This window comes from Streptomyces sp. NPDC001828 (genome assembly GCF_042892175.1).
Lineage (GTDB): Bacteria > Actinomycetota > Actinomycetes > Streptomycetales > Streptomycetaceae > Streptomyces.
Window position 1 is genome coordinate 359,739 of record NZ_JBIATV010000007.1, and the last position, 23,193, is coordinate 382,931.

Consider the following 23,193-nt stretch of genomic DNA (forward strand, 5'->3'; position numbering starts at 1 on the left):
CGAGTTCCCGGACACGGCCGCACCGCAGGGGTGCGGCGGTGAGTGAGCGGTGCGGGCCCGCGGCGGCCGGCCCGGCCGGGACCGCGGGCCGCGGCGGCTAGATGTAGCCCTCGCGCAGCGCGTAGGCCACGGCGTGCGCGCGGTTGGTGAGCTGGAGGCGGGTCATGAGCGCGTGCAGGATGTTCTTGACGGTCCGCTCCGAGTAGGCGAGCTTCTCCGAGATCTGCCGGGTGTCGAGCCCCTCGGCGACCAGCCGCAGCACGTCGACCTCGCGCGGCGCCATCCCGAACAGCGGCGCGGCCGAGGACGATCCGGCGGAGGCGGAGGTGGTCTCCGAGCGGCGCAGCCGTCCGACCTGGACGAGCAGCCGGCTGATCAGGTCCGGCGGCAGCTCCCCCTCGCCGCGCGCCGCACTGTGCACGGCCTTCAACAGGCGCTGCTCGGTGGCCTGGTGGCGCCACAGGATGGCCCGCACCCCGTACTCGACCACCGTCAGGAGATCGGGTTCGCGCAGCTCGCGGGCTATGAGCACCACGCGCTGCTCGCCCCCGCGCACCACCCGGCGCAGCTCGGCCGACGCGGCGTCGTCGACCTGGTCGACGAGCATGACGGCGACCGTGGGGTCGGCGGGACGGCCGTCGGTCTCACGGGCCTCGCGGCTGTCCCGCAGGACTTCCACGGTCGGCTGGTGCTGGAGGTGGCTGATGACCCCGGCCCGGCTCAGCGGATCGGAGGCGTGAACGGTCACCGTGACACGATTCGCGAGCAATGGCATTCCCTGTCCTTTCCTTCCCCGTGCTAACCGACCGACACAGACTGGTCGGCCCCGATCAACAGCGAATCAACAACCGTTGAATGGGCCACGGAAACTGCCAAGAACAGTCGAAGTCGGCAGTAAAAGTGGTGCGGGGCCCGGGATCCGTACCGATCCCGGGCCCCGCACCGATCGAGTCACCGCCCTACGCGGGCTTCTCCTCCAGGCGGGGGAAGAGCACCGCGCCCTTGGTGACCTTCGCGCCCGGCGTCAACACGCCCCACGCGCCCGCGTCCTGGACCCGCTGGTCGGCGAGCGCGCCGAGCGGGGCCTCGGCGCCGAGCGAGTCCCACAGCTTCTGCGAGGTCTCCGGCATCACCGGGTTGAGCAGCACCGCGACACCGCGCAGCGCCTCGGCGGCGGTGTACAGGATCGTCGCGAGCCGGGCCCGGCCCTCGGCCGATTCGTCCTTGGCGACCTTCCACGGCTCCTGCTCGGTGAGGTAGCCGTTGACCTGCTTCACGAAGTCGAAGACGGCCAGGATGCCGCCCTGGAAGTCGAGTTCGTCGCCGATGCGCCGGTCCGCCTCGGCGACCGCCTTGGCGAGCCCCTCCCGTACGGCCTTCTCGGCGTCCCCGTCGGCGGCCGAAGCGGGCAGCTCGCCGCCGAAGTACTTGCCGACCATCGCGGCGACCCGGGACGCCAAGTTGCCGTAGTCGTTGGCGAGTTCGGAGGTGTAGCGGGCGGTGAAGTCCTCCCAGGAGAACGAGCCGTCCTGGCCGAAGGCGATGGCCCGCAGGAAGTACCAGCGGTAGGCGTCCACGCCGAAGTGCGAGGTCAGGTCCTGCGGCTTGATGCCGGTCAGGTTGGACTTCGACATCTTCTCGCCGCCGACCATCAGCCAGCCGTTGGCCGCGACCCGGCCCGGCACCGGAAGCCCGTTGGCCATCAGCATCGCGGGCCAGATGATCGCGTGGAAGCGCAGGATGTCCTTGCCGACGAGGTGCACGTCGGCCGGGAAGATCTCCTCGAAGCGGGCCTGGTCGGCGCCGTACCCGACCGCCGTCGCGTAGTTGAGCAGCGCGTCCACCCACACGTAGATGACGTGCTTGGTGTCCCACGGCACCGGCACGCCCCAGTCGAACGTCGACCGGGAGATCGACAGGTCCTGGAGGCCCTGCTTCACGAAGTTGAGCACCTCGTTGCGGGCCGACTCGGGCTGGATGAAGCCGGGGTTCGACTCGTAGAACTCCAGGAGCTTCGGGCCGTACTCGCTCAGCTTGAAGAAGTAGTTCTCCTCCTTGAGGAGCTCCACCGGCTTCTTGTGGATGGCACACAGCTCGGTGCCGTCCTCCGCCTTGATCAGGTCGCCGGGGAGCTTGTACTCCTCGCAGCCCACGCAGTACGGGCCCTCGTAGCCGCCCTTGTAGATCTCGCCCTTGTCGTACAGGTCCTGCACGAACTCCTGCACCCGGTCGGTGTGCCGCTTCTGGGTGGTGCGGATGAAGTCGTCGTTGGCGATGTTGAGGTGCTCCCAGAGCGGCTGCCACGCCTCGCCGACGAGCTTGTCGCACCACTCCTGCGGGGTGACGCCGTTCGCCTCGGCGGTCCGCATGATCTTCTGGCCGTGCTCGTCCGTGCCCGTCAGGTACCAGACCTTCTCGCCGCGCTGGCGGTGCCAGCGGGTGAGCACGTCACCGGCGACGGTGGTGTAGGCGTGGCCCAGGTGCGGGGCATCGTTGACGTAGTAGATGGGCGTAGAAACGTAGTACGTCGGCGAAGGCATGCGCTAAATCCTATCCGGCACGGTTGCCACGCCCGCCCGGGATGTCCGGATGCCGGACGGCTGCCGGACGACCGGGTCGACGGCCGCGACCTCGGCGCGGACGACCACCTGCGGAACGGCCACGGCGGAACCCGCCGCCGAGGGCGGGCTCACCGTGACCGTCTCGCGCCCGAAGGCGACCCCGGCCGCGTGCTACGGGCGGTAGGAGCTGAGCAGCCCCCGGTAGACCTCGGCGTCGCTCAGCTCGCGGGGCGCGGGCCCGGCGTGGAAGAACCCGACGTGGTCGTGCTCGCCCTCGGCGCCGCGCAGGAAGTCGAACGCCTTGGAGTCGTCCTCGCCGAACGCCACGAACTGCCAGTACAGCGGCCGGTCGGAGACGTCGGTGAGGGCCTGGCGGGCGGGCAGCTTGGCGTCCGGGGCGCCGTCGGTCTGGAACACGACGAGCACCGGCCCCTCGTGCCCCGACTTCTCGACGTGCTCGACGACCTCCTCGACGGCCCGGTGGTAGCTGGTCCGGCCGAGCCGGCCGAGACCGGCGTGCGTCTCGTCGACGACGCCCTCGTACGCGTCGAGGGTCACGTCCACCGACCCGTCGATGTCGGTCGAGAAGAACACGGTGTGCACCGTGGCCTCCTCGTCGAGGTGCGCGGCGAGCGCGAGCACCTGCTCGGCGAGCCCCTGGGCGCTGCCGTCCTTGTAGTACGGCCGCATCGACCCGGACCGGTCGAGCACGAGGTACACCTTGATCCGGGCCCCCGTGAGCCCCGCCTTCTTGAGCGCGGCCCCGGCGGCCTTGTACGCCCCGGCGAGCCCCGGAGCCCGCGACCTGACCCGGGCGGCGGAAACGGCGGGCTTGGCGACGACGGGCTCGGCCTGAACGGCCTCGGTCTCCGGCCCGGAGACGGGCTCGACGACGGCCTCGGGCGCGGCTTCCGTCTGAACGGGAGCGGCCTCCGGCTCGGGTACGGCGACGGGCTCGGGCTCGGGCTCGGCGACGGCCTCGGCCTTGGCGGCCTCCGGCTCGGGCTCGGCGATGGGCTCCGCCTTGGCGGGCTCCGGCTCCGGGGCGGGCTCGGGCTCGGCGATGGGCGCGACCTCGGCCTTCACCTCTGCGGCCTCGGCCGCGGCCGCGGGCGCGGGCTCCGGCTTGGCCTCCGCCTCAGTGCGGGGCTGGGGCACCTCGGCGACGGCCGGTGAGCCGTCGGAAGGGGAGGCGTCACCCGGGGTCCCGGCGGGCGGCCGGGGTCCGTCGAACGCGGCGGCGACGAGTTTCTCCGCCGGGGACAGATCGCGCCGCCCCGGCGCCGGGACGGAGGGCGAAGCCGCGTCGGCCGGCGCGGCGGCGGCCTCGGCGGTGCGTTCCGTCTGGGGCGGTACGGAAGCCGCCGTCGGCTCGGCACGCTCCGTGCCTTCGCGTCCGAACACCTTGCGCAGCAAGCTCCGAATGCCCATGGGCGAGGCCTTTCGCATGAGTTGGGTGCGATACGTACCGCACTGCGCCACAGATCCGGGAGGAGACCCCTGGCCAGCGCAGACACGTAAGGTTAGCGACCCGGTGGGCTAACTCGGCGGAGCGCCCCCGCGCCAGCGCGCGATCTGGCGGGCGGGATCGCCCGTGTAGACCCAGGGCACGAGCGCGATCCGCTCTCCGAGCAGCCCGACCAGAGCCGCCCCCTCACGCGTGAGACCCGCACAACAGGCCGCGTGCGCAAGGTAGTTGAGCTCGCCGGCCTCCTCCGCCCGGATGGGCCCCGGGGCGCGCCCGCCGAGCCAGCGGTCGTAGGTGCGAAGCAGCTCTGTCACGGCGAGCTCGTGGTTCCAGTGCTGTCCGAACCCGCGCACGGGCCGCCCCTTCGCGGCATCGGAGACATACCGGTACTCCTCGACGCGGGCGATCTGGACGAGCACGGGCAGCGGGGAGCCGGCCGGGGCCGCGCCCGCCGCGTCCCGCGCGAAGTCGTACATCGTGCCGTGCGTCCCGTGCCAGCGCGCCGAGAAGTAGCGCAGCATCTGGACGTGCCCCTCCAGGTGGTACGGGTCGCGCCGCCGCAACTCCTCCCACCAGGACCGCAGTTCGCTGCGCGCGACCCCGCCCTCGTACAGGCGCACCACGCTGAGCAGCGAGGCCCAGGGTGTCGGGTCGGCGGGGCGGGCGTCGGCCGCGCCGAGGCAGGCCATGACGGCGACGTCGACGCGGTCGCGGTCGGTTCCGGCGCCGCGTCCGGCCGCGATGGCGCCGTTGAACACGCGGGTCACCTCGGTCGCGGCCCGAAGGACCGCCGCGTCCGGGCTGTCCGGTTCGGCGGCCCGCCAGGCCTCGACGACGGACGATCCGGCGGCGGCGTTCGCGAGCGCCCGGATCCGGTGGGTGCGCAGCGGCCAGTGGTCGCCGGTGGCCCGCAGCAGATCGCGTACGCCCTGCCAGCGGCCGATGACGATGTCGTGCCGGGCCGTGGTGAGCGCGCGGTCGCCGAGGTCGGCGTCGAAACGCAGGTCCGCCCTCCGGTCGGGGCGGCGGCGCAGTGCTGCCATCCGCGTACGCCTCTCAGAAATCGGTGGGATGCCCGGCGTTGACGTAACTGGGCCCTCGCGTAGGGGAGTTGGGGTGCCCGGCGCCGGCCTCGAAGGAGCGGGCCGCGTCCAGGCGGGCGGGCCGGTAGTAGGCGCTGCCCCGGCGCCAGTACCAGAACATGGGGATGAGCCCGGCGAGCAGGCTGCCGATGCCGATCGTGACGGCGGCGGCGCTGAGCCGGGTGAGCGAGGCGCCGAAGACGCAGAACATGAAGACCGAGCCGAGCAGCGGCCAGAGGCCGCCGAGCAGGAAGGAGCCGAGGGACTCGGTGAGCGTCCTGCGGTAGGCGACGACGGCGGCGAGCCCGGCGAGGCCGTAGTAGAGGGTGGTCTGGAGGCCGATCGCGGCGAGCGCGTCGGCCATGATGTCCCGCGCCGAGCCGAGCGCGTTGGAGGCGACGAACAGGAGCAGCGCGACCGCCCCGACGACGAGGATCGCTACCCACGGAGTGTTCCAGCGGCGGTGCACGGCGCCGAGCGCGCCCGGCATCGTGCGGTCGCGGCCCATCGCGAACAGGGAGCGGGTGACCTGGATGAGGGTGGTCTCCAGGGTGGCGATGGTGGAGAGGACCACGGCGAGCACCATGAGCTTGCCGCCGACGCCGGGCCAGATCCGCTCGCCGAGCAGGGCGAGGACGTTGGTCTGCCCGGCCTCGATCTCGCCGCTGGTGAGCAGGGCGTTCACGGCGACGGTGCAGGCGACGAACAGGGCGAAGACGACGGCGACGCCGACCAGGGCGGCGAGTCCGGCGGTGCGGCGGCTGTCGCGGGTCTCCTCGCTGAGGTTGCTGGTGACGTCCCAGCCCCAGTAGTAGAACGCGGCGATGAGGGTGCCCGCCGCGAATCCGGAGACCCCGTCGAAGTGCCCGAAGCCGAGCCATCCCCAGTCGAACGCGACGACCCCGCCGCCCTCCCCGATGTGTACGAGCGCGCCGACGCAGAAGCCGCCGAGAATCGCCAACTCAACGCCGGATACGACGAGTTGAGCGCGGGCAGAGAGGCGGGCGCCGCCCAGGACGACGGCGAGCATCAGCAGGAACCACCCGGCGCCGGTGGCGGTGGCGAGCGCGGTGTGGTGGGCGAGGGCGGGGTCGAAGAGCCCGAGGGTCATCTGTCCGGCGGGCAGCGAGCCGGCCACCATGAACAGGGTCGCGGCGACGACGAGCGCCCAGCCGCTGATGAAGCCGAGGAAGGGGTGCAGGGTGCGGCCCACCCAGGAGTAGGCGGCCCCCGCGTTGACGTCGATGCGGCCGAGCCGCCCGAAGGCGAGCACGATGCCGAGCATGGGTATCGCGCAGTAGAGCAGCGCCGCCGGGCTGGCGAGCCCGACCGCCGCCACGAGTACGGAGGTGGTGGCGGCGAGCGAATAGGCGGGCGCGCTGCCCGCGACCGCCATGACAACGGTGTCGAACGTGGACAGTACGTTGGGTTGCAGACCTCTGCCACCGGTGCTGTTGCTCATGGCCCGAACATCCTTTGACGGCGCGACATATGGCGGTATGTCAGAAACTCCGGGTCTTGAGACGCTTTGCGGTACCACGACAACCCGAAGTCGACGGCATCGTAGTCGCCGCGCCCTGCCCCCAGTGGTCTGGACCGGACGGCTCGGGCGGCTACGGCAGGCCGCGCTCCCTCAGCCAGACGCGGTACGGCGGCGAGTGCGCGGCGGCCTCCCAGTACGCCGACGCCAAGTCCGCCCCGACCCCGGCCAGTTCACCCCCGTACGCCCCACTGCGCACCGCGAGGAAGAGCCGCACGCCCAGGGGGTCGCCGCGCAGCGGGCGTACGACCATGTCGGGACGGGGCCGGGAGGTGGGCTGGCACAGGGTGACCACCTCGCCGGTGGCGACCAGGCCCGCCGCCGTCAGGTAATCGCCGTGCAGGACGCGGGGGTTGAGCCCGGCGGCGTTGAGGACCCGGCGCAGCCCCTCCCACTCGCCGTCGACACTCGGGTCGATCATCCACTGGTCGGCGGCCAGGTCGGCCAGGTCCACGATCGCCCGGTGGGCGGCCGGGTGGTCCACGGCCAGGCACACGAACTGGGGCTCGCGCTCCACGAGCGTACGGATGTCGAGGCCCGGCGGCAGCCGCAGCGGGCAGCCCTCCACCTCGTGGACGAAGGCCATGTCCAGCTCGCCCTCCGCGACCCGGCGCAGCAGCGCGGTGGCCGAAACCGCCACCTGGAGTTCGGTCTCCGTGCCCGGCAGGCGCTCGCGCAGCCGGCGCAGCCAGCCGGGGATCGCGCGGCTCGCGGTGGACCCGATGCGCAGGCGCGGACCGCCGCCGGCGCGGGCGGCCGTGGCCCGCGTCTCGGTGACGAGCGCGCTCAGCGAGGCGAGCAGCGGCCGGGCCCGGCCGACCACGCCCTGCCCAAGTGCCGTGGGCACACAGCCCGTTCGCTCGCGTGTGAAGAGCCGGCCGCCCAGGGTGTTCTCGATGCGCCGCAGCTGGGTCGTCAGGGCGGGCTGGCTCGTGCCGAGCGCCCGCGCGGCGCCGTGCAGACTGCCGGCGTCGGCGATCGCGCAGAGCAGCCTCAGATGTCTCACCTCCAGCTCCATGCGGCAGAGGTTAAGCGGAGCCAAGTCTTCGCACCAGATGACCAAAACCGATCTGATACACGGGAGTTATCGCAGATCGGCATCATTCCCGTACGCCGCTGTGGCCTCCACAATCACCGGGAACACCCCCACCCGTGGCCGGCCCACCCAGCCGGACGCGGATCCCCCGACGATTGGTAACCCCCCATGAGACACCCGCGTGCCTTCGCCGTGACCGCTGCCCTCGGCCTCGCCCTCGCCGGGTTCGGCGCGATCCCCGCCACCGCCGCCACCCCCACCTCGGCGGCTCCCCAGGCCGCCGCGCACTACACCGCCGCCGGCAAGCACTCCGCCGCCAACGACCGGGCGTTCTACGACGCCGTCATGAAGTCGGTGGCCAAGAAGCGGGCCGCCAACCCGCTGGCCGCCGCGGTGACCGTGTACTACAGCACCTCGAACGCGCCGAGCTTCCGCTCCCAGATATCGCAGGCCGCGCAGATCTGGAACGGCTCGGTGCAGAACGTCCGCCTCGCCGAGAGCAGCTCCGGCGCGGACTTCGACTACTACGAGGGCAACGACCCGCAGAACGGTTCGTACGCCTCGACCGACGGGCACGGCAACGGCTACATCTTCCTGGACTACGGCCAGAACCAGCAGTACTACTCGGTGCGGGTCGTCGCGCACGAGACCGGCCACGTGCTGGGTCTGCCCGACCACTACTCCGGGCCGTGCAGTGAGCTCATGTCCGGCGGTGGGCCCGGCACGTCGTGCCGCAACGCGTACCCGAACAGCACGGAGAAGTCCCGCGTGAACAGCCTGTGGCGCAACGGGCTCGCCTCGGCGTTCAAGCCGGCCGCGTAGGCCTCTGGCAGCATGGGGGGATGACGTCCGTTTCCCCCCGCCGATCTTGCCCGTCCTGCGGTCGTTCCGTCGCCGTGGTGGCGGGCAAGTTCGTGCGCCACGATCCGCGTACGCGCGAGGGTGCGGAGCTGAAGCTCTGCCCCGGCTCGAAGCGCCGGGCCCCCTTGGACGCCACCCAACGAACCCTGGCGGCCTTCGAACTGGCCCCGACCCCGGGCCAACTCCCCCTGTTCTAGCCACCCCCTGGGGCTCCGCCCCAGACCCCGTTCGCGCCTTAAGGGCGCTCGTCCTCAATCGCCGGACGGGCTGGGTTTGCCTGTATCCGGGGCATTTAGGGGCGCGGGGAACTGCGCGAACGGCCCCTACGGTCCGCAGCCGAAGAAGAGGGGGCCCGGGGCGCAGCCCCCGGAAGCCCAACCATCCCCATTCCACCCCCGGCGGGTTTAGGGAAGGGGCGGGGAGGGGCGAAAACCCAGGGCCCGGGGCAGAGCCCCAGAGCACCCCGGCAAGCGGGAGCAGGCACCCCCCGCAGGGGGCTACCCGCCCGGGGAGGCGATCGCGCGGGCCGCGCGGACCTCCTGGCGGAGGGGGTCGAGAACGCTCTCCTCGGGGCCGGGCAGAGCGACCCGAACGCCCACGAGCCGCGAGCTGCGCCGCAGCCCGTCCGCCAACTCGCGCAGCTGGACCGCGACTTCCGCCGCCTCCCCGGCAGCGGGCCACACCGCCCCGTGATTCACCCGCACCCGCGCCGCCGTCGTCGCGTCCACGATCCGCTCGACGGCGACGACCAACGGCCACCACGCCGCCGCCCGCGCCCCCATCGGCGGCGGCTCCGTCAGCGCCCGCTGGAATTCGCTGCGCACCGTCGACAGGTCCCGGTAGAGCCGGCGCCGGCGCCGGACCCGCTCGGCCCGGTCGTCCTCCGCGCCGAACGCGTACTCCACGTACTCCGCCGTCGCCGACACCGCGTCCGCGAGCTGCGCCCCGATCCGGGTGTGCCAGCTCTCGGGCCACAGCAGGTACCCCGCGACCAGCGCGATCGCACAGCCGATGAGGCTGTCCCACAGGCGCGGCATGACCAGGTTGAAGCCCTGGTGGTTGAGGACGTCGGAGAGCAGCAGGATCACCGGCGTGATGGCCGCGGTCTGGAAGGCGTACCCCTTCGCGGAGAACGCCGGGATCAGCGCCGCGAGCAGCAGTATCACCGGCACGTCCCACCATCCGCGCGGCACCTCCGCGAGGACGGCCGCCGCGATGACGAGTCCGAGCGCGGTGCCGATCGCCCGCGTCAGGGCGCGGGCGAAGACCGACCCGAAGTCGGGCTTGAGGACGAAGACGATGGTCAGGGCGACCCAGTACGACCGTTCCACCGGCACCACCGAGACCAGCACCTGCGCGAGCCCGATGCACAGGGCCAGGCGCAGCCCGTAGCGCCAGGAGGCCCCGGAGAGCAGGACGTTGCGGGCGGCGCGGCGGAAGCGGATGCGCAGGGCCGCCGGACGGCCGAGGCGGTCGTCGATGTTGGTGTGGTCGGGGTCGGGGTGGTGCACCACGTCGAAGGCGTACCGCAGCGCCGAGTCCAGGGCGCGTTCGGCCGGGGTCGTGGGCTCGGGGAGCTCCGGTTCGACGGTGCCGGTGCGGCCCTCGTCGACCGCGTCCGCCAACTGCCGTACGGCGGCCGGGATCGCGGGGTCCACGCCCCACCCGCGCAGGTGCACGGCGGGGGCCGCTTCCACGATCGGGATCAGCACGTTGAGCTGGGCGGACAGCCGCACCAGCTCGCGGCGGCGGCCGTGTTCGCGGGTGCGGCGGCCGAGGATGAGGTCGTAGGCGGTGTTGAGGGAGTGCGTGACGGCCTGGCGTCTGGTGTCGTACGCGTCGGTCGCCGCGGCCTCGATCGCCTCGGCGACCGCGCGGTAGGTCCCGGCGACGGCGTCGCGTTCGGGTTCGGTGCGCCGCAGCGGCCAGGCGAGCAGGCTGAGCAGGAGGACCAACAGGCCGCCCAGGCTGAGCAGGAGCGGCGCCTTCCACCAGGGGCCCGGCATCGGCAGACCCGCTCCGACCACGGCGTTGAGCAGGAGCAGCAGGCCCGAGACGGAGGCCACCGCGCCGATCGAGGAGATCATCCCGGACACCAGGGCCACCAGCGTCAGCGCGCCGACCGCGAGCCAGCCGTGCCCGAACACCAGGCTGCCGACGGTCACGCCGATCGCGCCGTACAGCTGCGGCACCGCGATGTTGAAGATCCGCATCCGGTACGCGTCGGCGGTGTCGCCGATGACCCCGCTGAGCGCGCCCATGGAGGCGAGCGCGCCGTACGCGCTCTGCCCGGTCGCCATGCCCACGGCAAGGGGCGCCGCCATCGCGACCGCGGCGCGCGCGACCGCGGGCCAGGGGATCGGCGTGGGGGCCGGCCGCAGCCCCCCGATCAGCCATTCCGGCGGCGCGAGCCGCCCCTGCCGCCCGCGCTCGTCCGCCCGCTTCCGATCAGCCATGAGCACACGACACCGTAAAAAGATCACTTGGTGCAAACGGGACGCCCAACAAAACCGTAAAAGTTGTCCACAGCCTGTGGATAGTTTTTACGAATTTGATCGCGAAGCCGCATCACCGCTCCCGGATCATCCCCGAGACCCCCGCCCCGCACGGCGAAACCGGGCCCGCCCCGCGCGCCGCCCGCCCCACCGCCTGTGGATATCGGGGACCTAGCCGCCGTAGAGGCTCAGGCCGACGAGCAGCGCGCGGTGGTCCGTGCCGCGCAGTTTCAGGAAGCGGGCGGACGTCGCCTTGAAGTCGCCGCTCACCAGGACGTGGTCGATCTGGGTGCGAAACGGCGTGCTGCGGTCGGCCGGCCAGGACCAGGCACCGGCCTGGCCCGCGAGGCGGGCGCTGTCGTGCAGGGCGCCGCCTTCGAGCACCGAACGGAACAGCGCGTGGTCCTGGGTGGCGTTGAAATCGCCGGCGACGAGGACCGGGCCGCCCTTCGCCGACTTCGCGAACTCCCTTACCCTGCCCAGCTCTTGATGCCATTTGGCGTCGTCGCCGGGCAGCGGAGGCGACGGGTGCGCGAGCTGGATCCGTACGTCCCGGCCGCCGATGGTGACCACCGCACCCGGCATGGCCATCACCGACTCGATGGGCTCGACCGCCCTGAGCGGGAAGCGGCTGAGGATCGCGGAGCCCGCCGAGCCGTCCTCACGCACGACGTCCCGGTACGGGTAGTCGGCCTTCGGCACGTCGGCGGCGAGCGCGTCGGCACAGCGGAAGCTGCACTCCTGGACGAACACGAGGTCGGGCCGCTCACGCTTGACCGTGGCGATCAGATCGTCCGTCGCCCACCCGAACTCGGTGTTGGACGTGAGGACTTGGAACTCGGCGAGGATCGCACCCTTCGGCCGCGTCGAGTCCGCGCCGTAGGGCTGGGTGTACCAGCCGGTGACCGCGAGGACCGCGACCCCCCACACCATGCCGGTGCGCCACCGCCCGAGCACGGCGAGCGCGAGCCCGGCGCCGCCCGGCACGAGCAGCCACGGCAGGAAGGCGAGGGCCTGCGGGACCGGGGTGACCCCGTCAGAATCGGCGGCCCGGCAGCCGACCACCACACTGACCCCGGCCAGGAGCAGGGCCCCGGCCAGTGCGGACACCACTCGCCAGGGGTGCCGGCGCCGGACGCCCACCACCCGGTCCCGGTACTGCATGGTTCCGGTACCCATGGTGTCCACGGCGGCCCGCCTCCCGCTAGCTGGTCACAGAGCTCGCATCCTCCCTCAAGGACGGGCCCCCGCCCGGCACGGTTGCTCAAGCCTTTGCCCGTGCCGCCGCCCGGGAAAGCGGGCCGCGCAGGGCCCGGTCAGGAGCGGACCGGCTACTCCGCCGGTGCCGGTCCTGGACGCGGCCCTTCGGCGGCCGGCCGCCCTCGCCGCCACGGCCGGCCGGTGAGCCAGGCCCCGAGCGCGAGCGCGAGCCCGAACGCGAGGACGGCCCACGCCGCGGTGCTGAGGAAGTCGGTCAGCGCGTCGTAGACCGCCCCCGCCGCCGACGGGTCCGAGTCCGCGGGCAGCCCGCCGAGCGTGCGCGACCTGCCGACGGCGACGAGCGCCCGCAGCACCGCCGCGCCGACCGCGAGCCCGATCCCCACCCCGATGAGCGCGCGCCGACGGCGTACCGCCACGAGCACCGCGCCGGCCGCCGCCACCAGAGCGCCGACCGCACCCCAGATCCCGATGCGTTGGAGCCATCGGAAGACGGTGCGGACCGGGCCCAGTTTCGTCGACTCGACGACGGTCAGGTCGGTGTGTTCCACGGGAATCCTGTTCGCGAACGGCACGCCCTGTGCCACCAGTTGCCGCTTGATCTGCTCGATCGCGGGGGCCAGGTCGATGCGTACGTCATTGCCGCCGCCGTTCTTCGTGAGGGCGGCCACGACGCTCGCGTGCGCGGCCCGGTTGGCGGTGTTCCACACGCCCTGGAAGGCGGGGGTGGTGGTGAAGGACCGCACCGCCCCGCCGATCAGCGCGGCCACGGAGTCCTGGAGCGGGCCCACGTCGATGTTCTTCATGATCGCGTCGGTGGCCTTGGCGGTCACCTCGCCGCGCACGGCCTGGTCGCGCGCGAGCGGGGCCATGGCGGCGACGTACCGGCCGCTGTCGCCGATCTCCGTCTTCGCCCAGGCGGCGATCGCGCCGAGCGGGACGAGCACGGCCGCGAGCACGGTCAGCACCACCGACAGGAAGCTGCGCACCCGTCCACGTAATCCCGGGTTGCCGGTCGGCGCGCGCGGGTGTGGGCTGTATGGGGGAGGCACACAGGGTGCCCGGACGGGCCCCGGTACGGCTCCCGGCAGGTGTCCCGGTACGTGTTCCGGCATGTGCCCCGGTACGTGTTCCGGGCAAGCGGAAGGAGTGCCGCCATGGCCGCACACGCTTCACACGCTTCGGCACCCGTGAGGAGCCGGCCCACGGCTCACCACCCGAGCAGGGCCGCCGTCGCGGTCCCCGTCGTCCTGGGAGTGGCGTACGGAATCTGGGCCGCCGGCATCCAGCGCAACGGCGGCAACGGCGTGATCACCTGGGGGCAGGTGATCCTGGGCGTCGTCGCGGGCGGTCTCCTGATCGCCCTGGGCCTCGGCCTCCTGCGCATCCAGTCCGCCCTGCCCCGCGAGATCCGGGCGGCGGCGTACGGGGCGCTGTTCGGCTGCGCGATGGGGTTCCTGTACAGCCTGTCCGACCACAGCGTGCTGCGGTCGGCCGGGATCGGGGCGGCGTTCGGGGCGGGGATGTTGCTGACGGCGTTCTATGTGTTCTACACACACGAGAACTGACCGGTGGGCCGTTGGGCCCTGGGCTCCGGCCCCATGGCCGGGCTACAGTGAACCCATGTCGTCCGCATCGCAGCACCGCTCTCACCTCTGCTGGTGGCGCTCCTCCTAGGAGCGGCCACGACACACACGCGCGACATCGTCACCGGGCCGTTCATCACTGGACGGCCCTTTTCGTTGCCCTCGCCGGGATCCCGCAGTGGCCACCGCCGTCCAGGCCCGCCCGCCACCCACTGCCTGGCAAGGAGCCACGATGACCACGACGAGCATGACCACGACGAGCATGACCACGACTACGACGAGCGCCACGGCCACGACTACGACGGGCGTGGCCACGGTCAAGGACCGAGTCCTGACCGGTGACCGGCCCACCGGCCCGCTGCACCTCGGCCACTACTTCGGCACGCTCCAGAACCGGGTCCGCCTCCAGAACGAGGGCACGGACCTGTTCCTGGTCATCCCGGACTACCAGGTGCTGACCGACCGGGACGTGGCGGAACGGCTCTCCGAACACGTGGAGGGCCTGGTCCTGGACTACCTGGCGGCGGGCGTCGACCCGGACCGGGCGACGATCTTCACGCACAGTGCCGTCCCGGCGCTCAACCAGCTCCTCCTGCCCTTCCTGAGCCTGGTCTCGGTCGCCGAGCTCGGCCGCAACCCCACGGTGAAGGACGAGATCGCCCACTCCCGGCAGGCCGCCGTCTCGGGCCTGATGTTCACCTACCCCGCCCACCAGGCCGCCGACATCCTGTTCTGCAAGGCGAACCTGGTGCCGGTCGGCAAGGACCAGGAGCCACACCTGGAGCTGACCCGTACGATCGCGCGCCGCTTCAACGAGCGGTACGGTCCGGTCTTCCCGGAGCCGCGCACGCTGCTGTCCGAGGCGCCGCTGCTGCTCGGTACGGACGGCACGAAGATGAGCAAGAGCCGGGGCAACTCCATTGCGCTGCGGGCGAGTTCGGACGAGACGGCCCGGCTGATCCGGGGGGCGAGGACGGACGCGGTCCGGCGGATCTCGTACGACCCCGAGGGCCGGCCGGAGGTGAGCAACCTGGTGCTGCTCACCGCGCTGTGCCAGGGGCGGTCTCCCCACGAGGTGGCGGAGTCGGTGGGGGACGGTGGGGCGGCGGGGCTGAAGGCGGCGGCGACGGAGGCGGTCAACGCGCACTTCGCGCCGATGCGGGCTCGGCGTGCGGAGTATGCGGGGGACATGTCCTACGTACGGGGGCTGCTCCGCGAGGGGATCGCTCGCGCGAACGCGGTAGCCGACCAAACCCTGGCGGAGGTCCGCCGGGCCATGGGCATGACCCCCTGACCCCGCCCCCCGCAAGGGGCTCCGCCCCCTGCACCCCCGGTCGCGCCTTAAGGGCGCTCGTCCTCAAACTCCCCCAAGGCCTTAAGGGCCAGGGGGGACCCCCATGACGGGCTGTAGGTGCCCCAGCACCGGTACTGACAGGGGCGCGGGGAACCGCGCGAAACGGCCTGCGGGACTCGGATGGCGGTCCGGGACTCCAAGGACCCGGAGGGGGCCCACCTCACCGCCGCCCCCGCCGCGTTCGCGGCCTTCGTGGCGGCGGCCGAGCAAGGCGTGTTTAGCTGACCGCATGGTGAAGGCTGAGCGGAGGCGTGGCGGGCGGGCCCGGTGGCTGGTGCTGCCGGTGGTCGCGCTGGCCGCGTGGGGATGCGTACGCGGCGGATCGGACACGGGGAGCCCGGCGCGTACGCCCGCACCTTCAGCCTCGTCCTCCGCCGAGCCGTCGGCCGGTCCGTCGACGCCGAGCGGCACGTACGATCCGGCCGCCTACGCGCCCCAGGTGCGCAAGTACGCCCAACGGGCGGGTGTCAGCGCCCAGTTGGTGATGGCGATCCTCTACAACGAGGACTACAAGCCGCACGACCCGGCCTTCGAGCGGAGCTGGCAGAAGTACAAGCCGGACGCCGCGTTCGGCATCGCGAACATGCACCGGGCCGCGTTCGACCAGACCAAGCGGGGCCGGGACTTCTCGGCGCGCAAGTGGGAGGAGCTGCCCGACGACCGCGCGCTCGCGGTCGAGGCGGCGGCCTGGTACCTGCACGACATGTCCGCGCAGCTCCCCTCGCACGTGACCGGTTCGCTCTCGCGCGACGAGCTGATGGCGCTCGGATACAACGCGGGCGGCGGCAACATGGCGGCGTTCGCGCGGGGCGTGAAGCCGGGGAGCCAGGCGTCGGACTACCTGACGCGGCTGCGGGACAACTGGAAGAAGGCCGGGACGGCCGTCGCGGGCTAGCCCGGCGGCACGCCGCCCGTGCACAGCATCTTGTGGTTGACCTCCGCGCACGCCTCGGCCTGACGGGGGTCGGAGGCCACCAGCATCGGGCTCTCGGTGCGGGCGCCGGTCGAGCTGTTGCGCACCTCCGACCAGATGGTGTCGCAGGACGGGCTGAACCGGAGCTTCACCGCGTACGAGGCCGTCTTCAGGGCGCTCTGGGTGCGGGCGTCGGTGCGGCAGGAGGTGCGGGCCGGGTCGTCGCCCTGGCAGCTCGCGCCCTGGCAGGCGGACGGCGCGGGCGCGGCCGGGGCCGTCTCGCGCAGGTGCGGGATCGCGGCCCAGGCGGCGCCGCCCACGAGGGCGAGCGCTGCGGCGACGGTCACCGTCCGGTGGTGCGTACGGCGGGGCCGCGGGGCCGCGGCCGGAGCGGGGGCGGCCTCGGGGCGGGGTGGCGGCGGGGCCGGGGGCCGGGTCGCGCGGTCCCAGAGTTCCAGGAGACGGGCGTGGTGCTCGGCGCCGCCCAGGGTGCCGAAGGCGTCGACCGCGTCGCGCGGCGGGAGGTTGTCCCCGTTGAGATAGCGGTGCCAGGCCGATTTGCTGTACGCCGTGCGGGCGGCGAGCCCGGCCAGGCTCAGGCCCGAGGTCTGTTTGAGGTGCCTCAACTCCTCGATCAGGAGCCGGAGTTCGGGCCGGGTCGAGTCGGGCAGTGGTCGCCACTGGGCCACGCGGTCCCTCCCAAAAGTCCACAAAGTCCCGTTCAGGGGCCATCTGTACCCCAGTGGGGCCGGAGCCAAGCTCCGGCCCCCGGGGCGAACGGGCGAAGTTGTGGATTCAGTGACCGGTGTCGGTCCCGGTCCCTCCCCTGCCTACGGTCAGCACCACGGGACGGAGGACCCGGCCGCGACCCGTACATAGTGCGCGGACACATAGCGGCCGTGGTGTCCGGCCAGGCGGTACCAGACCCGGTTGCCGTGCACCGAGGTCCCGTTCCTCTTGCAGACCAGCGACACCTGTCGGCCCGAGCGCAGGGTCCCGGTGGTCCGGTATGTGGTGCCGGCACCGGTACGGACGTGCAGGGCGCGCCCGTTCCCGGTGACCACCACACCCTGCGCGTGAATCTTGTGGTGGTAGGCGGTGGCGACGGTCGTCTGTGCCGGTGCGGCAGTGGGGGTCGCGGCCATCGCGGCGGCCGGGAACAGGGCGAGCAGGGCGGTGGCGGCGACGACGGCGTTGCGCACGGTGCTTCGGTTCATGTGTGTCTTCTCCAAGGTGCGGGGTCCCCGAGTAAGTGACCCTGTGTCAGCAATCGTGTCCGGAGCGCGACGCGGACATTCGTCCCAGCCGTGCCTGGGACGAATGGGGACGGGCCCCTGGGGCCCGGGCCGCCACTGGAGCCGCGCGGTGCCGCTCGCGTCCGCGCCCGTTCACTCGCGTGGCGGAAGACCTGGGCCTCACTTAGCGTGAGTGAGGGGCGATCACGGGAGGCGCGGTCACCCGGGGGAACCGGGGGATCGGGTCACCAACGGGAGATCACCGAGGAGACCGGCACATGGGCCGTCACACCAAGGACTCTGTCGAGGTCGGACGCGCCGAGCGGATAGCGAGCGCGTCCGAGCGGCTGTCGGCCGCTTCCGCCGCCGAGCACGCCGAGCACGCCGAGCACGCCGAGCACGCCGAGCACACGGGATCCGGCGCACACCCGTCGACGGCCGGCGCCCCGCCGCCAGGCGTCGCGTACGCGGGCGACGGCGTGCCGCCGCCCCAGGCCCCGCACACCGGGGCCAGGCACGAACACCGCTGGCTCGTGCTCGGCGTGATCGCGCTCGCCCAGCTGATGGTCGTCCTGGACGCGACCATCGTGAACATCGCGCTGCCCTCCGCCCAGCAGGACCTCGGCTTCTCCGACGGCAACCGCCAGTGGATCGTCACGGCGTACGCCCTCGCCTTCGGCTCGCTGCTGCTGCTCGGCGGCCGCATCGCCGACCTCGTCGGGCGCAAGGTCGTCTTCCTCGTCGGACTCGTCGGCTTCGCGCTCGCCTCGGCGATCGGCGGTGCCGCGCCCAACTTCGAGGTGCTCGTCACCGCCCGCGCGCTCCAGGGCGTGTTCGGCGCGCTGCTCGCGCCGGCCGCGCTGTCCCTGCTGACCACGACGTTCACGGACCCGAAGGAACGCGCCAAGGCGTTCGGCATCTACGGCGCGGTCGCCGGAACGGGCGGCGCGGTGGGACTGCTGCTCGGCGGCGTCCTCACCGAGTACCTGGACTGGCGCTGGTGCCTGTACGTCAACCTGCTCTTCGCCGCCCTCGCCTTCCTCGGCGCGCTGCGGCTGCTGCACCCGGGCGCCCCGCTGGACCGCCCCAAGCTCGACATCCCGGGCACGGTGCTGGTCTCGGCCGGACTGTTCTGCATCGTGTACGGGTTCTCCAACGCCGAGACGCACGCGTGGGGCTCGGTGCAGACGTGGGGCTTCCTCGCGGTCGGCGGTGTACTGCTTGCCGCCTTCGCCTGGTGGCAGACGCGGGCGAAGCACCCCCTGCTCCCCCTGCGCGTCGTCCTGGACCGGGACCGGGCCGCGTCCTACCTGGCCATGTTCATCTCGGGCGCGGGCATGTTCGGCGTGTTCCTGTTCCTGACGTACTACCTCCAGCAGATCCTCGGCTACACCCCGGTCAAGACCGGGCTGGCCTTCCTGCCGATGGTGTTCGCGATGATCGTGAGCTCGGTCGTCGCCCAGAACAAGCTCGTCCCCAGACTGGGCGCGAAGCCGATCGTGCCGCTGGGCATGGGCCTCGGCGCGGCCGGGCTCGCCTGGATGACCGCCCTGGACGCGACCAGCGGCTACGCGGGGCACGTCCTGCCCCCGCTGCTGGTGATGGGCGTAGGCATGGGCCTGATCTTCGCTCCCGCGATGAGCATGGCCACGGCGGGCGTGGCCGCCCACGACGCGGGCGTCGCCTCGGCGATGGTCAACACCAGCCAGCAGGTGGGCGGTTCGATCGGCACGGCCCTCCTGAACACCCTCGCGACGAGCGCCGCCACGAGCTACCTGGTCGGCCGTCAGCCCACCCCGGCGGCAAGGGTCCAGGCCCAGCTCCACAGCTACTCGACGGCGTACTGGTGGTCGGCGGCCTTCTTCGCCCTCGGCCTGCTGGTGTCCGTGGTGCTCTACCGCAAGGGTCCGCCGAGGCCGGCGGTGGGCACGGCGGAAGGGCCCGTCCACATGTGACCCGCCCGCCCGAACGGCCCGGCGGTGTAGTGAGTCGTCGTCCTCGGTTTCCTCAACTGTCCGCGTGCGCAAGGCACTTGTCGACCAGGGAGCCGAGGTAGGCGTCGTCTGTGCCCGGGATGCGGAAGAGGGTGCGCAGATAGATGGGCGCGAGGATCCCGTCCAGGACGTCGAAGAGGCGCAGCCGGGGTTCGCCGCGGGAGGCCGCCCGGTCGAGCATGTCCAGGAGGTCCCGGCCGCGTTCGGCGAGGGGGTGTGTGGCGGGGATGTTCCCCGCGTCGACGTAGGCGGCCACGCTCTCGGCATCGGCCCCCGCATCGGCCCCGGTCCCCGCCTCCTCGGCGGCCCCGGCGATGAGCGCGCGCAGGAGCACGGCCCCGTCCGGCTCCGCCATCGAGGCGGCCGCCCGCCGCGCGTAGGCGAGGAGGTCCCCGCGCAGACTGCCGGTGTCGGGAACGGCCCACAGGGAGGTCAGCCGCTCCTGCGAGAGGTCGAGCACGATGGCGTTGGTGGTGCGCCAGCGCCGGTAGATGGACGTCTGGTGGACGCCGGAGCGTTCGGCGATCTCGGCGATGGGGATGCGCTCGTGGCCCTGCTCGGCGATGAGTTCCGCCGTCGCCTTGAGGACGGCCTCCCGCACACGCGCGCTCCGGCCGCCGGTGCGCCGGCGCGGCCCGCTCTCCGGCTCCGCCCGGTTTCCCCGGCCCGGCTCGTGGTCGTCGGTGGTGTCGCGTTGTTCTTCGGTCACATCGAAAGGCTAACGCAAGTGCACTTGCGTTAGTGCTCTCGGTCGCGCTACGTTCTTAACGCAAGGAAAAACTGCGTTAAGGGAGACGGTCATGAAGCCGATGCTGTTCGAGGACGACCCGCAGTTCTGGTACGAGACCCTGCGCGCGCTGGGCCACGCCGCGTACGGCGGCGCCGACTTCGGCGAGGTCGTCGCGACCGCCGAGAAGATCACCGCAGGGGACTACGACGGCTGGTACGAGCAGTGGATGGCCACCGCCGAGCGCACCGAGGCCGAAGCGCGGGCCGCGCTCGCCGGGGGTCACGACGTCTCGGCGCGGGACGGGTTCCTGCGGGCGAACAACTACTTCCGCTCGGCCGAGTTCTTCCTCCACGGCAACCCCGACGACCCGCGCATCGCCGCCTCCTACGAGCGCGCCGTCGCCGCCTTCCACGCCGCCGCCCGCCTCTTCGAGCCCCGGATCGAGCCGGTGGAGATCCCGTTCGAGGGCACGGTGCTGCGGGGCTACTTCTACCGCGCCCCGGTCGAGGGGCCCGCGCCGACGATCGTCATGCACAACGGATTCGACGGCACGGCCGAGGAGATGCACTTCTTCGGCGGCGCGGCCGGTGTGGAGCGCGGCTACCACGTCCTGACCTTCGACGGCCCCGGCCAGCCCGCCGCCCGCTTCCGCGACGGGCTCCCCTTCCGCCCCAACTGGGAGAGCGTGATCACCCCGGTCCTCGACTGGCTGATCGACACCCGCCCCGAGGTCGACCCCGAGCGCATCAGCCTGCTCGGCCTGAGCATGGGCGGCCTGCTCGCCCCCCGCGCCGCCGCCTTCGAGCACCGCCTCGCCGCCGTCATCGCGGTCGACGGCGTCTACGACCTCGGCGATCTCGCCACCCGGAACATGCCGATGCCGCGCCCCGAGGCCGAGGCGCTGCTGCGGGCCGAGCACGCCCCCGAGATCGATGCCTCGATCGAGGCCCTGATGAAGACGAACTCGACGATGCGCTGGGCGATCACGCACGGCTCGTACGTCATGGACGTCTCGACCCCGCGCCAGTTCCTGGCCTCCTACCTCGACTACAGCCTCGCCGACGGCGTGGCCGAGAAGATCACCTGTCCGACGCTGGTCTGCGAGGCCGAGGACGACCTGTTCTTCGACGGCCAGCCGCAGCAGCTCTACGACCACCTGACCTGCCCCAGGACCCTCATGCGCTTCACCGTCGCGGAAGGTGCCGGCGCCCACTGCCACACCGGCGCCGAGCGCCTGGCCATGGCCCGCATCCTCAACTGGCTCGACGACACGCTCAAGAGCTGACATACCGTCAGGTGTGTGCAGGTGTACGTCAACGCCCTGTCCCCAGGCCGCAGTTGGCCTGTGGGCGGGGCGCTTTCAGTTGGCGGCGGGGAGCCGGTTCACCAGCAGCTCCACCCGCTGCTCGGTGTGCTCCGGGGGGAGCCGCCCGGCCCGGGTCAGGGTCGCCAGGCCGTGCAGGGACGCCCAGAACGTCTCGGTGAAAAGGCCCGGCTCGACTCCGTCCCCGGCGACCTCGCCGAGCGTTTCGAGCAGCGCGGCGAAGGCGTCCTTGAGTGGTTCGGGGGTGTCCTCCCGGGCGTAGGGGAGGCCGCCGTCGAGCTGGAAGACGGCGTCGTAGACCGCCGGATTGCGCGTGGCGAAGTCGAGGTAGGCCCGGGCGAGGGCGGCGACCCGGGCGCGCGGACCCTCGGCGCCGGCGGTCGCCGCCCGCACCGCCGCCGCCAGCTCGCTCGCGCCCTGGAGGGCGACGGCGCCGATGATCTCGCGCTTGCCGCGGAAGTGGCTGTAGAGGACGGGCTGGCTGTACTCGATGCGCTCGGCAAGGCGGCGGGTGGTCACCGCGTCCCAGCCTTGGTGCTCGGCGAGTTCGCGGGCCGTCGCCACGATGAGGCGCTCGCGGTCCGCCCGTTCGCGTTCCTTGCGTTCCTGTACCGACATGATTCGATCCTAGCACCGCTAGACAATCGAGCGGCAGTAGGTCTAGCGTTGCCTCATCGCCTAGCAGCGCTAGAAACCCGGGAGGGTCATCATGCTCGCCGCACTTGAGGTCATCACCACCGTGCTCGTCGGCCTGATGGTGGGGGTGGAGTTCTCCGTCGCCTTCGTCATGAACCCGATCTTCAACGGCCTCCCCGACGACAGCAATCAGCGTGCCCGCTCCCACGGCGGCCGGATGCTCGGGGCCGTGATGCCCTTCTGGTACATCGGCTCACTCGTCCTCGCCGCGATATGGGCCGTCGCCGGATGGCACCACGACGGAGTCGTCCTCGTCGTCATCGCCGCCGCACTGCTGATCTCCAGCGTGATCATGTCGCTGCTGCTGCTCGTCCCGATCAACAACCGGGGCAAGACGTGGACCGCCGAGAACCGGCCCGCCGACTGGAAGGACCAGATGAAGCGCTGGGACCGCTACCACTACGTCCGCGTCGCCGTCATCGTCGCCGCCTTCGCCCTCCTCGTCACCGCCCTCGTCTGAACGCACGGCTCGCACGCCGCGATCCGCCCAGGACATTTGTCCTGCGGGAGTCGGGATTCTTCACTCTGCCGCCGCCCCTGCCCCGGGCGGGAGTATCAGTGATGTCGGCAAGGGGCCGGCGGGCACGGGGAAAAGGTGAGGGGAACGCCATGAGCGCCACGGTCGCGATGGAGATGCCGGTCCAGGTCAACGCGGAGGTCAACGGCGTTGCGGGTGACGGGGGTTCGGTCCTGAAGGGTCTGCCGAACTGGTACTTCCCGCTCGTCGGCCTCTTCGCGGGGATCTTCGACATCGCCCGGGCCTACCCGGTCCTGTACGCGCTGATCCCGGTCGTGGCGATCGTCCAGATCGTGCTCGCCTTCACGGTCCTGAAGGCCCGCATCCGGTACATGAAGTCGCTGTGGAAGAACAAGCGCACCCGCCTCCTCGCGCTCGGCCTGCTCGTGGTCCGCTTCGCCATCCGCTACGGCCTCGGCGTCGCCGGCCTCGCGCTCGGGGCCGCGGCCGGCCAGCTGACCCTCGGCATCGTCATGGCGGTCATCGGCACCGCGATGGCCTGGGGCGACCAGTGGCTCATCCTCCGCACCCTCCGCCACGCCCAGGCGGCGCAGGCCAAGACCGTCTGACCCCGGCACCGAGA

General features: G+C 72.2%; 23 protein-coding genes and 1 pseudogene. 11 read left to right on the forward strand and 13 right to left on the reverse strand.

The window, feature by feature from the left end; all coding sequences use genetic code 11:
* Positions 1–97: 97 nt before the first annotated feature.
* Complete coding sequence (locus tag ACFYZA_RS21925; RefSeq protein ID WP_167158588.1) at positions 98–775, reverse strand: response regulator transcription factor; 678 nt, start codon at positions 773–775, stop codon at positions 98–100.
* A gap of 184 nt (positions 776–959) precedes the next feature.
* The gene (metG, locus tag ACFYZA_RS21930; RefSeq protein WP_382583518.1) at positions 960–2,540 is read right to left on the reverse strand and encodes a methionine--tRNA ligase; all 1,581 of its coding nucleotides are present in this window, start codon (positions 2,538–2,540) and stop codon (positions 960–962) included.
* Between the two features lie 49 nt (positions 2,541–2,589).
* Here metG and ACFYZA_RS21935 point away from each other — a divergent pair, with 49 nt between their 5' ends.
* Positions 2,590–2,745, forward strand: a complete 156-nt coding sequence (locus ACFYZA_RS21935) for a hypothetical protein (protein WP_388492223.1) — start codon at positions 2,590–2,592, stop codon at positions 2,743–2,745.
* On the opposite strand, the gene ACFYZA_RS21940 is transcribed toward ACFYZA_RS21935, so the two are convergent.
* From ACFYZA_RS21940 to ACFYZA_RS21955, 4 genes are all read right to left on the reverse strand, one after another.
* Positions 2,733–3,992, reverse strand: a complete 1,260-nt coding sequence (locus ACFYZA_RS21940) for a VWA domain-containing protein (protein WP_388492225.1) — start codon at positions 3,990–3,992, stop codon at positions 2,733–2,735. The two genes, ACFYZA_RS21935 and ACFYZA_RS21940, sit on opposite strands and share 13 nt — an antisense overlap.
* A gap of 108 nt (positions 3,993–4,100) precedes the next feature.
* A complete protein-coding gene (locus tag ACFYZA_RS21945) occupies positions 4,101–5,072 on the reverse strand; it encodes a hypothetical protein (RefSeq protein WP_388492226.1) in 972 nt (323 codons plus the stop codon).
* Between the two features lie 13 nt (positions 5,073–5,085).
* On the reverse strand, positions 5,086–6,573 hold the full coding sequence (locus ACFYZA_RS21950; protein WP_388492228.1) for an APC family permease: 1,488 nt from the start codon (positions 6,571–6,573) through the stop codon (positions 5,086–5,088).
* Positions 6,574–6,724: 151 nt separating this feature from the next.
* Positions 6,725–7,669 carry a LysR family transcriptional regulator gene (locus ACFYZA_RS21955; protein WP_388492229.1) on the reverse strand — a complete coding sequence of 315 codons (945 nt, stop codon included), beginning with the start codon at positions 7,667–7,669 and terminating at the stop codon, positions 6,725–6,727.
* A gap of 186 nt (positions 7,670–7,855) precedes the next feature.
* On the opposite strand from ACFYZA_RS21955, the gene snpA reads away from it, so the two are divergent.
* Both snpA and ACFYZA_RS21965 read left to right on the forward strand, forming a co-directional pair.
* The gene (gene snpA, locus ACFYZA_RS21960) at positions 7,856–8,509 is read left to right on the forward strand and encodes a snapalysin (RefSeq protein WP_382583533.1); all 654 of its coding nucleotides are present in this window, start codon (positions 7,856–7,858) and stop codon (positions 8,507–8,509) included.
* A 77-nt stretch (positions 8,510–8,586) separates the two neighbouring features.
* Entirely contained in the window at positions 8,587–8,745 is a 159-nt protein-coding gene (locus ACFYZA_RS21965) for a hypothetical protein (RefSeq protein ID WP_382583536.1), read from the forward strand.
* A 300-nt stretch (positions 8,746–9,045) separates the two neighbouring features.
* On the opposite strand, the gene ACFYZA_RS21970 is transcribed toward ACFYZA_RS21965, so the two are convergent.
* The 3 genes from ACFYZA_RS21970 to ACFYZA_RS21980 all read right to left on the reverse strand — a co-directional run bounded on the left by ACFYZA_RS21970 (position 9,046) and on the right by ACFYZA_RS21980 (position 13,250).
* A complete protein-coding gene (locus ACFYZA_RS21970; RefSeq protein WP_388492232.1) occupies positions 9,046–11,004 on the reverse strand; it encodes an FUSC family protein in 1,959 nt (652 codons plus the stop codon).
* A 210-nt stretch (positions 11,005–11,214) separates the two neighbouring features.
* Positions 11,215–12,222 (reverse strand): endonuclease/exonuclease/phosphatase family protein, encoded by a 1,008-nt coding sequence (locus tag ACFYZA_RS21975; protein ID WP_388492234.1) that lies wholly within the window; start codon positions 12,220–12,222, stop codon positions 11,215–11,217.
* 152 nt (positions 12,223–12,374) lie between these two features.
* Positions 12,375–13,250 (reverse strand): hypothetical protein, encoded by an 876-nt coding sequence (locus ACFYZA_RS21980; RefSeq protein WP_388492236.1) that lies wholly within the window; start codon positions 13,248–13,250, stop codon positions 12,375–12,377.
* Between the two features lie 168 nt (positions 13,251–13,418).
* Between ACFYZA_RS21980 and ACFYZA_RS21985 the strand changes: the two genes are divergently transcribed.
* The 4 genes and pseudogenes from ACFYZA_RS21985 (at position 13,419) to ACFYZA_RS22000 (ending at position 16,096) form a co-directional block, all read left to right on the forward strand.
* Positions 13,419–13,829 carry a hypothetical protein gene (locus ACFYZA_RS21985; RefSeq protein ID WP_382583548.1) on the forward strand — a complete coding sequence of 137 codons (411 nt, stop codon included), beginning with the start codon at positions 13,419–13,421 and terminating at the stop codon, positions 13,827–13,829.
* Positions 13,830–14,079: 250 nt separating this feature from the next.
* Positions 14,080–15,141: a tryptophan--tRNA ligase gene (gene trpS, locus ACFYZA_RS21990; protein ID WP_388492238.1), complete on the forward strand. Its 1,062-nt coding sequence runs from the start codon at positions 14,080–14,082 to the stop codon at positions 15,139–15,141.
* A 177-nt stretch (positions 15,142–15,318) separates the two neighbouring features.
* Positions 15,319–15,426: pseudogene (locus tag ACFYZA_RS21995) on the forward strand (DUF397 domain-containing protein); the annotation flags it as partial.
* 4 nt (positions 15,427–15,430) lie between these two features.
* Positions 15,431–16,096, forward strand: coding sequence for a transglycosylase SLT domain-containing protein (locus tag ACFYZA_RS22000; RefSeq protein WP_388492239.1), 666 nt, complete (start codon positions 15,431–15,433; stop codon positions 16,094–16,096).
* Here ACFYZA_RS22000 and ACFYZA_RS22005 read toward each other — a convergent pair.
* Together ACFYZA_RS22005 and ACFYZA_RS22010 are read right to left on the reverse strand one after the other, a co-directional pair.
* Positions 16,093–16,803, reverse strand: coding sequence for a DUF2690 domain-containing protein (locus ACFYZA_RS22005; RefSeq protein ID WP_382583557.1), 711 nt, complete (start codon positions 16,801–16,803; stop codon positions 16,093–16,095). The two genes, ACFYZA_RS22000 and ACFYZA_RS22005, sit on opposite strands and share 4 nt — an antisense overlap.
* 147 nt (positions 16,804–16,950) lie before the next feature.
* Positions 16,951–17,331, reverse strand: a complete 381-nt coding sequence (locus ACFYZA_RS22010; RefSeq protein WP_382583560.1) for an SH3 domain-containing protein — start codon at positions 17,329–17,331, stop codon at positions 16,951–16,953.
* 296 nt (positions 17,332–17,627) lie between these two features.
* Between ACFYZA_RS22010 and ACFYZA_RS22015 the strand changes: the two genes are divergently transcribed.
* Positions 17,628–19,304 (forward strand): MFS transporter, encoded by a 1,677-nt coding sequence (locus ACFYZA_RS22015; RefSeq protein ID WP_388492242.1) that lies wholly within the window; start codon positions 17,628–17,630, stop codon positions 19,302–19,304.
* A 52-nt stretch (positions 19,305–19,356) separates the two neighbouring features.
* Here ACFYZA_RS22015 and ACFYZA_RS22020 read toward each other — a convergent pair whose 3' ends face one another.
* The gene (locus ACFYZA_RS22020) at positions 19,357–20,052 is read right to left on the reverse strand and encodes a TetR/AcrR family transcriptional regulator (protein ID WP_388492243.1); all 696 of its coding nucleotides are present in this window, start codon (positions 20,050–20,052) and stop codon (positions 19,357–19,359) included.
* A 91-nt stretch (positions 20,053–20,143) separates the two neighbouring features.
* Between ACFYZA_RS22020 and ACFYZA_RS22025 the strand changes: the two genes are divergently transcribed.
* A complete protein-coding gene (locus tag ACFYZA_RS22025; RefSeq protein ID WP_388492244.1) occupies positions 20,144–21,358 on the forward strand; it encodes an alpha/beta hydrolase family protein in 1,215 nt (404 codons plus the stop codon).
* Between the two features lie 75 nt (positions 21,359–21,433).
* Here the strand turns inward: ACFYZA_RS22025 and ACFYZA_RS22030 are convergent, their stop codons facing one another.
* The gene (locus tag ACFYZA_RS22030) at positions 21,434–22,015 is read right to left on the reverse strand and encodes a TetR/AcrR family transcriptional regulator (RefSeq protein WP_382583571.1); all 582 of its coding nucleotides are present in this window, start codon (positions 22,013–22,015) and stop codon (positions 21,434–21,436) included.
* A 91-nt stretch (positions 22,016–22,106) separates the two neighbouring features.
* Here ACFYZA_RS22030 and ACFYZA_RS22035 point away from each other — a divergent pair, with 91 nt between their 5' ends.
* Positions 22,107–22,553 carry an anthrone oxygenase family protein gene (locus ACFYZA_RS22035; RefSeq protein ID WP_388492245.1) on the forward strand — a complete coding sequence of 149 codons (447 nt, stop codon included), beginning with the start codon at positions 22,107–22,109 and terminating at the stop codon, positions 22,551–22,553.
* 149 nt (positions 22,554–22,702) lie between these two features.
* Entirely contained in the window at positions 22,703–23,179 is a 477-nt protein-coding gene (locus ACFYZA_RS22040) for a hypothetical protein (RefSeq protein WP_388492247.1), read from the forward strand.
* Positions 23,180–23,193 lie beyond the last annotated feature (14 nt).

Bases quoted from the DNA above. Each gene is read 5' to 3' on its own strand.
- ACFYZA_RS21925 (WP_167158588.1), bottom strand. From the start codon at position 775: ATGCCATTGCTCGCGAATCGTGTCACGGTGACCGTTCACGCCTCCGAT.
- metG (WP_382583518.1), bottom strand. From the start codon at position 2,540: ATGCCTTCGCCGACGTACTACGTTTCTACGCCCATCTACTACGTCAAC.
- ACFYZA_RS21935 (WP_388492223.1), top strand. From the start codon at position 2,590: ATGCCGGACGGCTGCCGGACGACCGGGTCGACGGCCGCGACCTCGGCG.
- ACFYZA_RS21940 (WP_388492225.1), bottom strand. From the start codon at position 3,992: ATGGGCATTCGGAGCTTGCTGCGCAAGGTGTTCGGACGCGAAGGCACG.
- ACFYZA_RS21945 (WP_388492226.1), bottom strand. From the start codon at position 5,072: ATGGCAGCACTGCGCCGCCGCCCCGACCGGAGGGCGGACCTGCGTTTC.
- ACFYZA_RS21950 (WP_388492228.1), bottom strand. From the start codon at position 6,573: ATGAGCAACAGCACCGGTGGCAGAGGTCTGCAACCCAACGTACTGTCC.
- ACFYZA_RS21955 (WP_388492229.1), bottom strand. From the start codon at position 7,669: ATGGAGCTGGAGGTGAGACATCTGAGGCTGCTCTGCGCGATCGCCGAC.
- snpA (WP_382583533.1), top strand. From the start codon at position 7,856: ATGAGACACCCGCGTGCCTTCGCCGTGACCGCTGCCCTCGGCCTCGCC.
- ACFYZA_RS21970 (WP_388492232.1), bottom strand. From the start codon at position 11,004: ATGGCTGATCGGAAGCGGGCGGACGAGCGCGGGCGGCAGGGGCGGCTC.
- ACFYZA_RS21975 (WP_388492234.1), bottom strand. From the start codon at position 12,222: ATGGGTACCGGAACCATGCAGTACCGGGACCGGGTGGTGGGCGTCCGG.
- ACFYZA_RS21985 (WP_382583548.1), top strand. From the start codon at position 13,419: ATGGCCGCACACGCTTCACACGCTTCGGCACCCGTGAGGAGCCGGCCC.
- trpS (WP_388492238.1), top strand. From the start codon at position 14,080: ATGACCACGACGAGCATGACCACGACGAGCATGACCACGACTACGACG.
- ACFYZA_RS22000 (WP_388492239.1), top strand. From the start codon at position 15,431: ATGGTGAAGGCTGAGCGGAGGCGTGGCGGGCGGGCCCGGTGGCTGGTG.
- ACFYZA_RS22010 (WP_382583560.1), bottom strand. From the start codon at position 17,331: ATGAACCGAAGCACCGTGCGCAACGCCGTCGTCGCCGCCACCGCCCTG.
- ACFYZA_RS22015 (WP_388492242.1), top strand. From the start codon at position 17,628: ATGGGCCGTCACACCAAGGACTCTGTCGAGGTCGGACGCGCCGAGCGG.
- ACFYZA_RS22025 (WP_388492244.1), top strand. From the start codon at position 20,144: ATGAAGCCGATGCTGTTCGAGGACGACCCGCAGTTCTGGTACGAGACC.
- ACFYZA_RS22030 (WP_382583571.1), bottom strand. From the start codon at position 22,015: ATGTCGGTACAGGAACGCAAGGAACGCGAACGGGCGGACCGCGAGCGC.
- ACFYZA_RS22035 (WP_388492245.1), top strand. From the start codon at position 22,107: ATGCTCGCCGCACTTGAGGTCATCACCACCGTGCTCGTCGGCCTGATG.
- ACFYZA_RS22040 (WP_388492247.1), top strand. From the start codon at position 22,703: ATGAGCGCCACGGTCGCGATGGAGATGCCGGTCCAGGTCAACGCGGAG.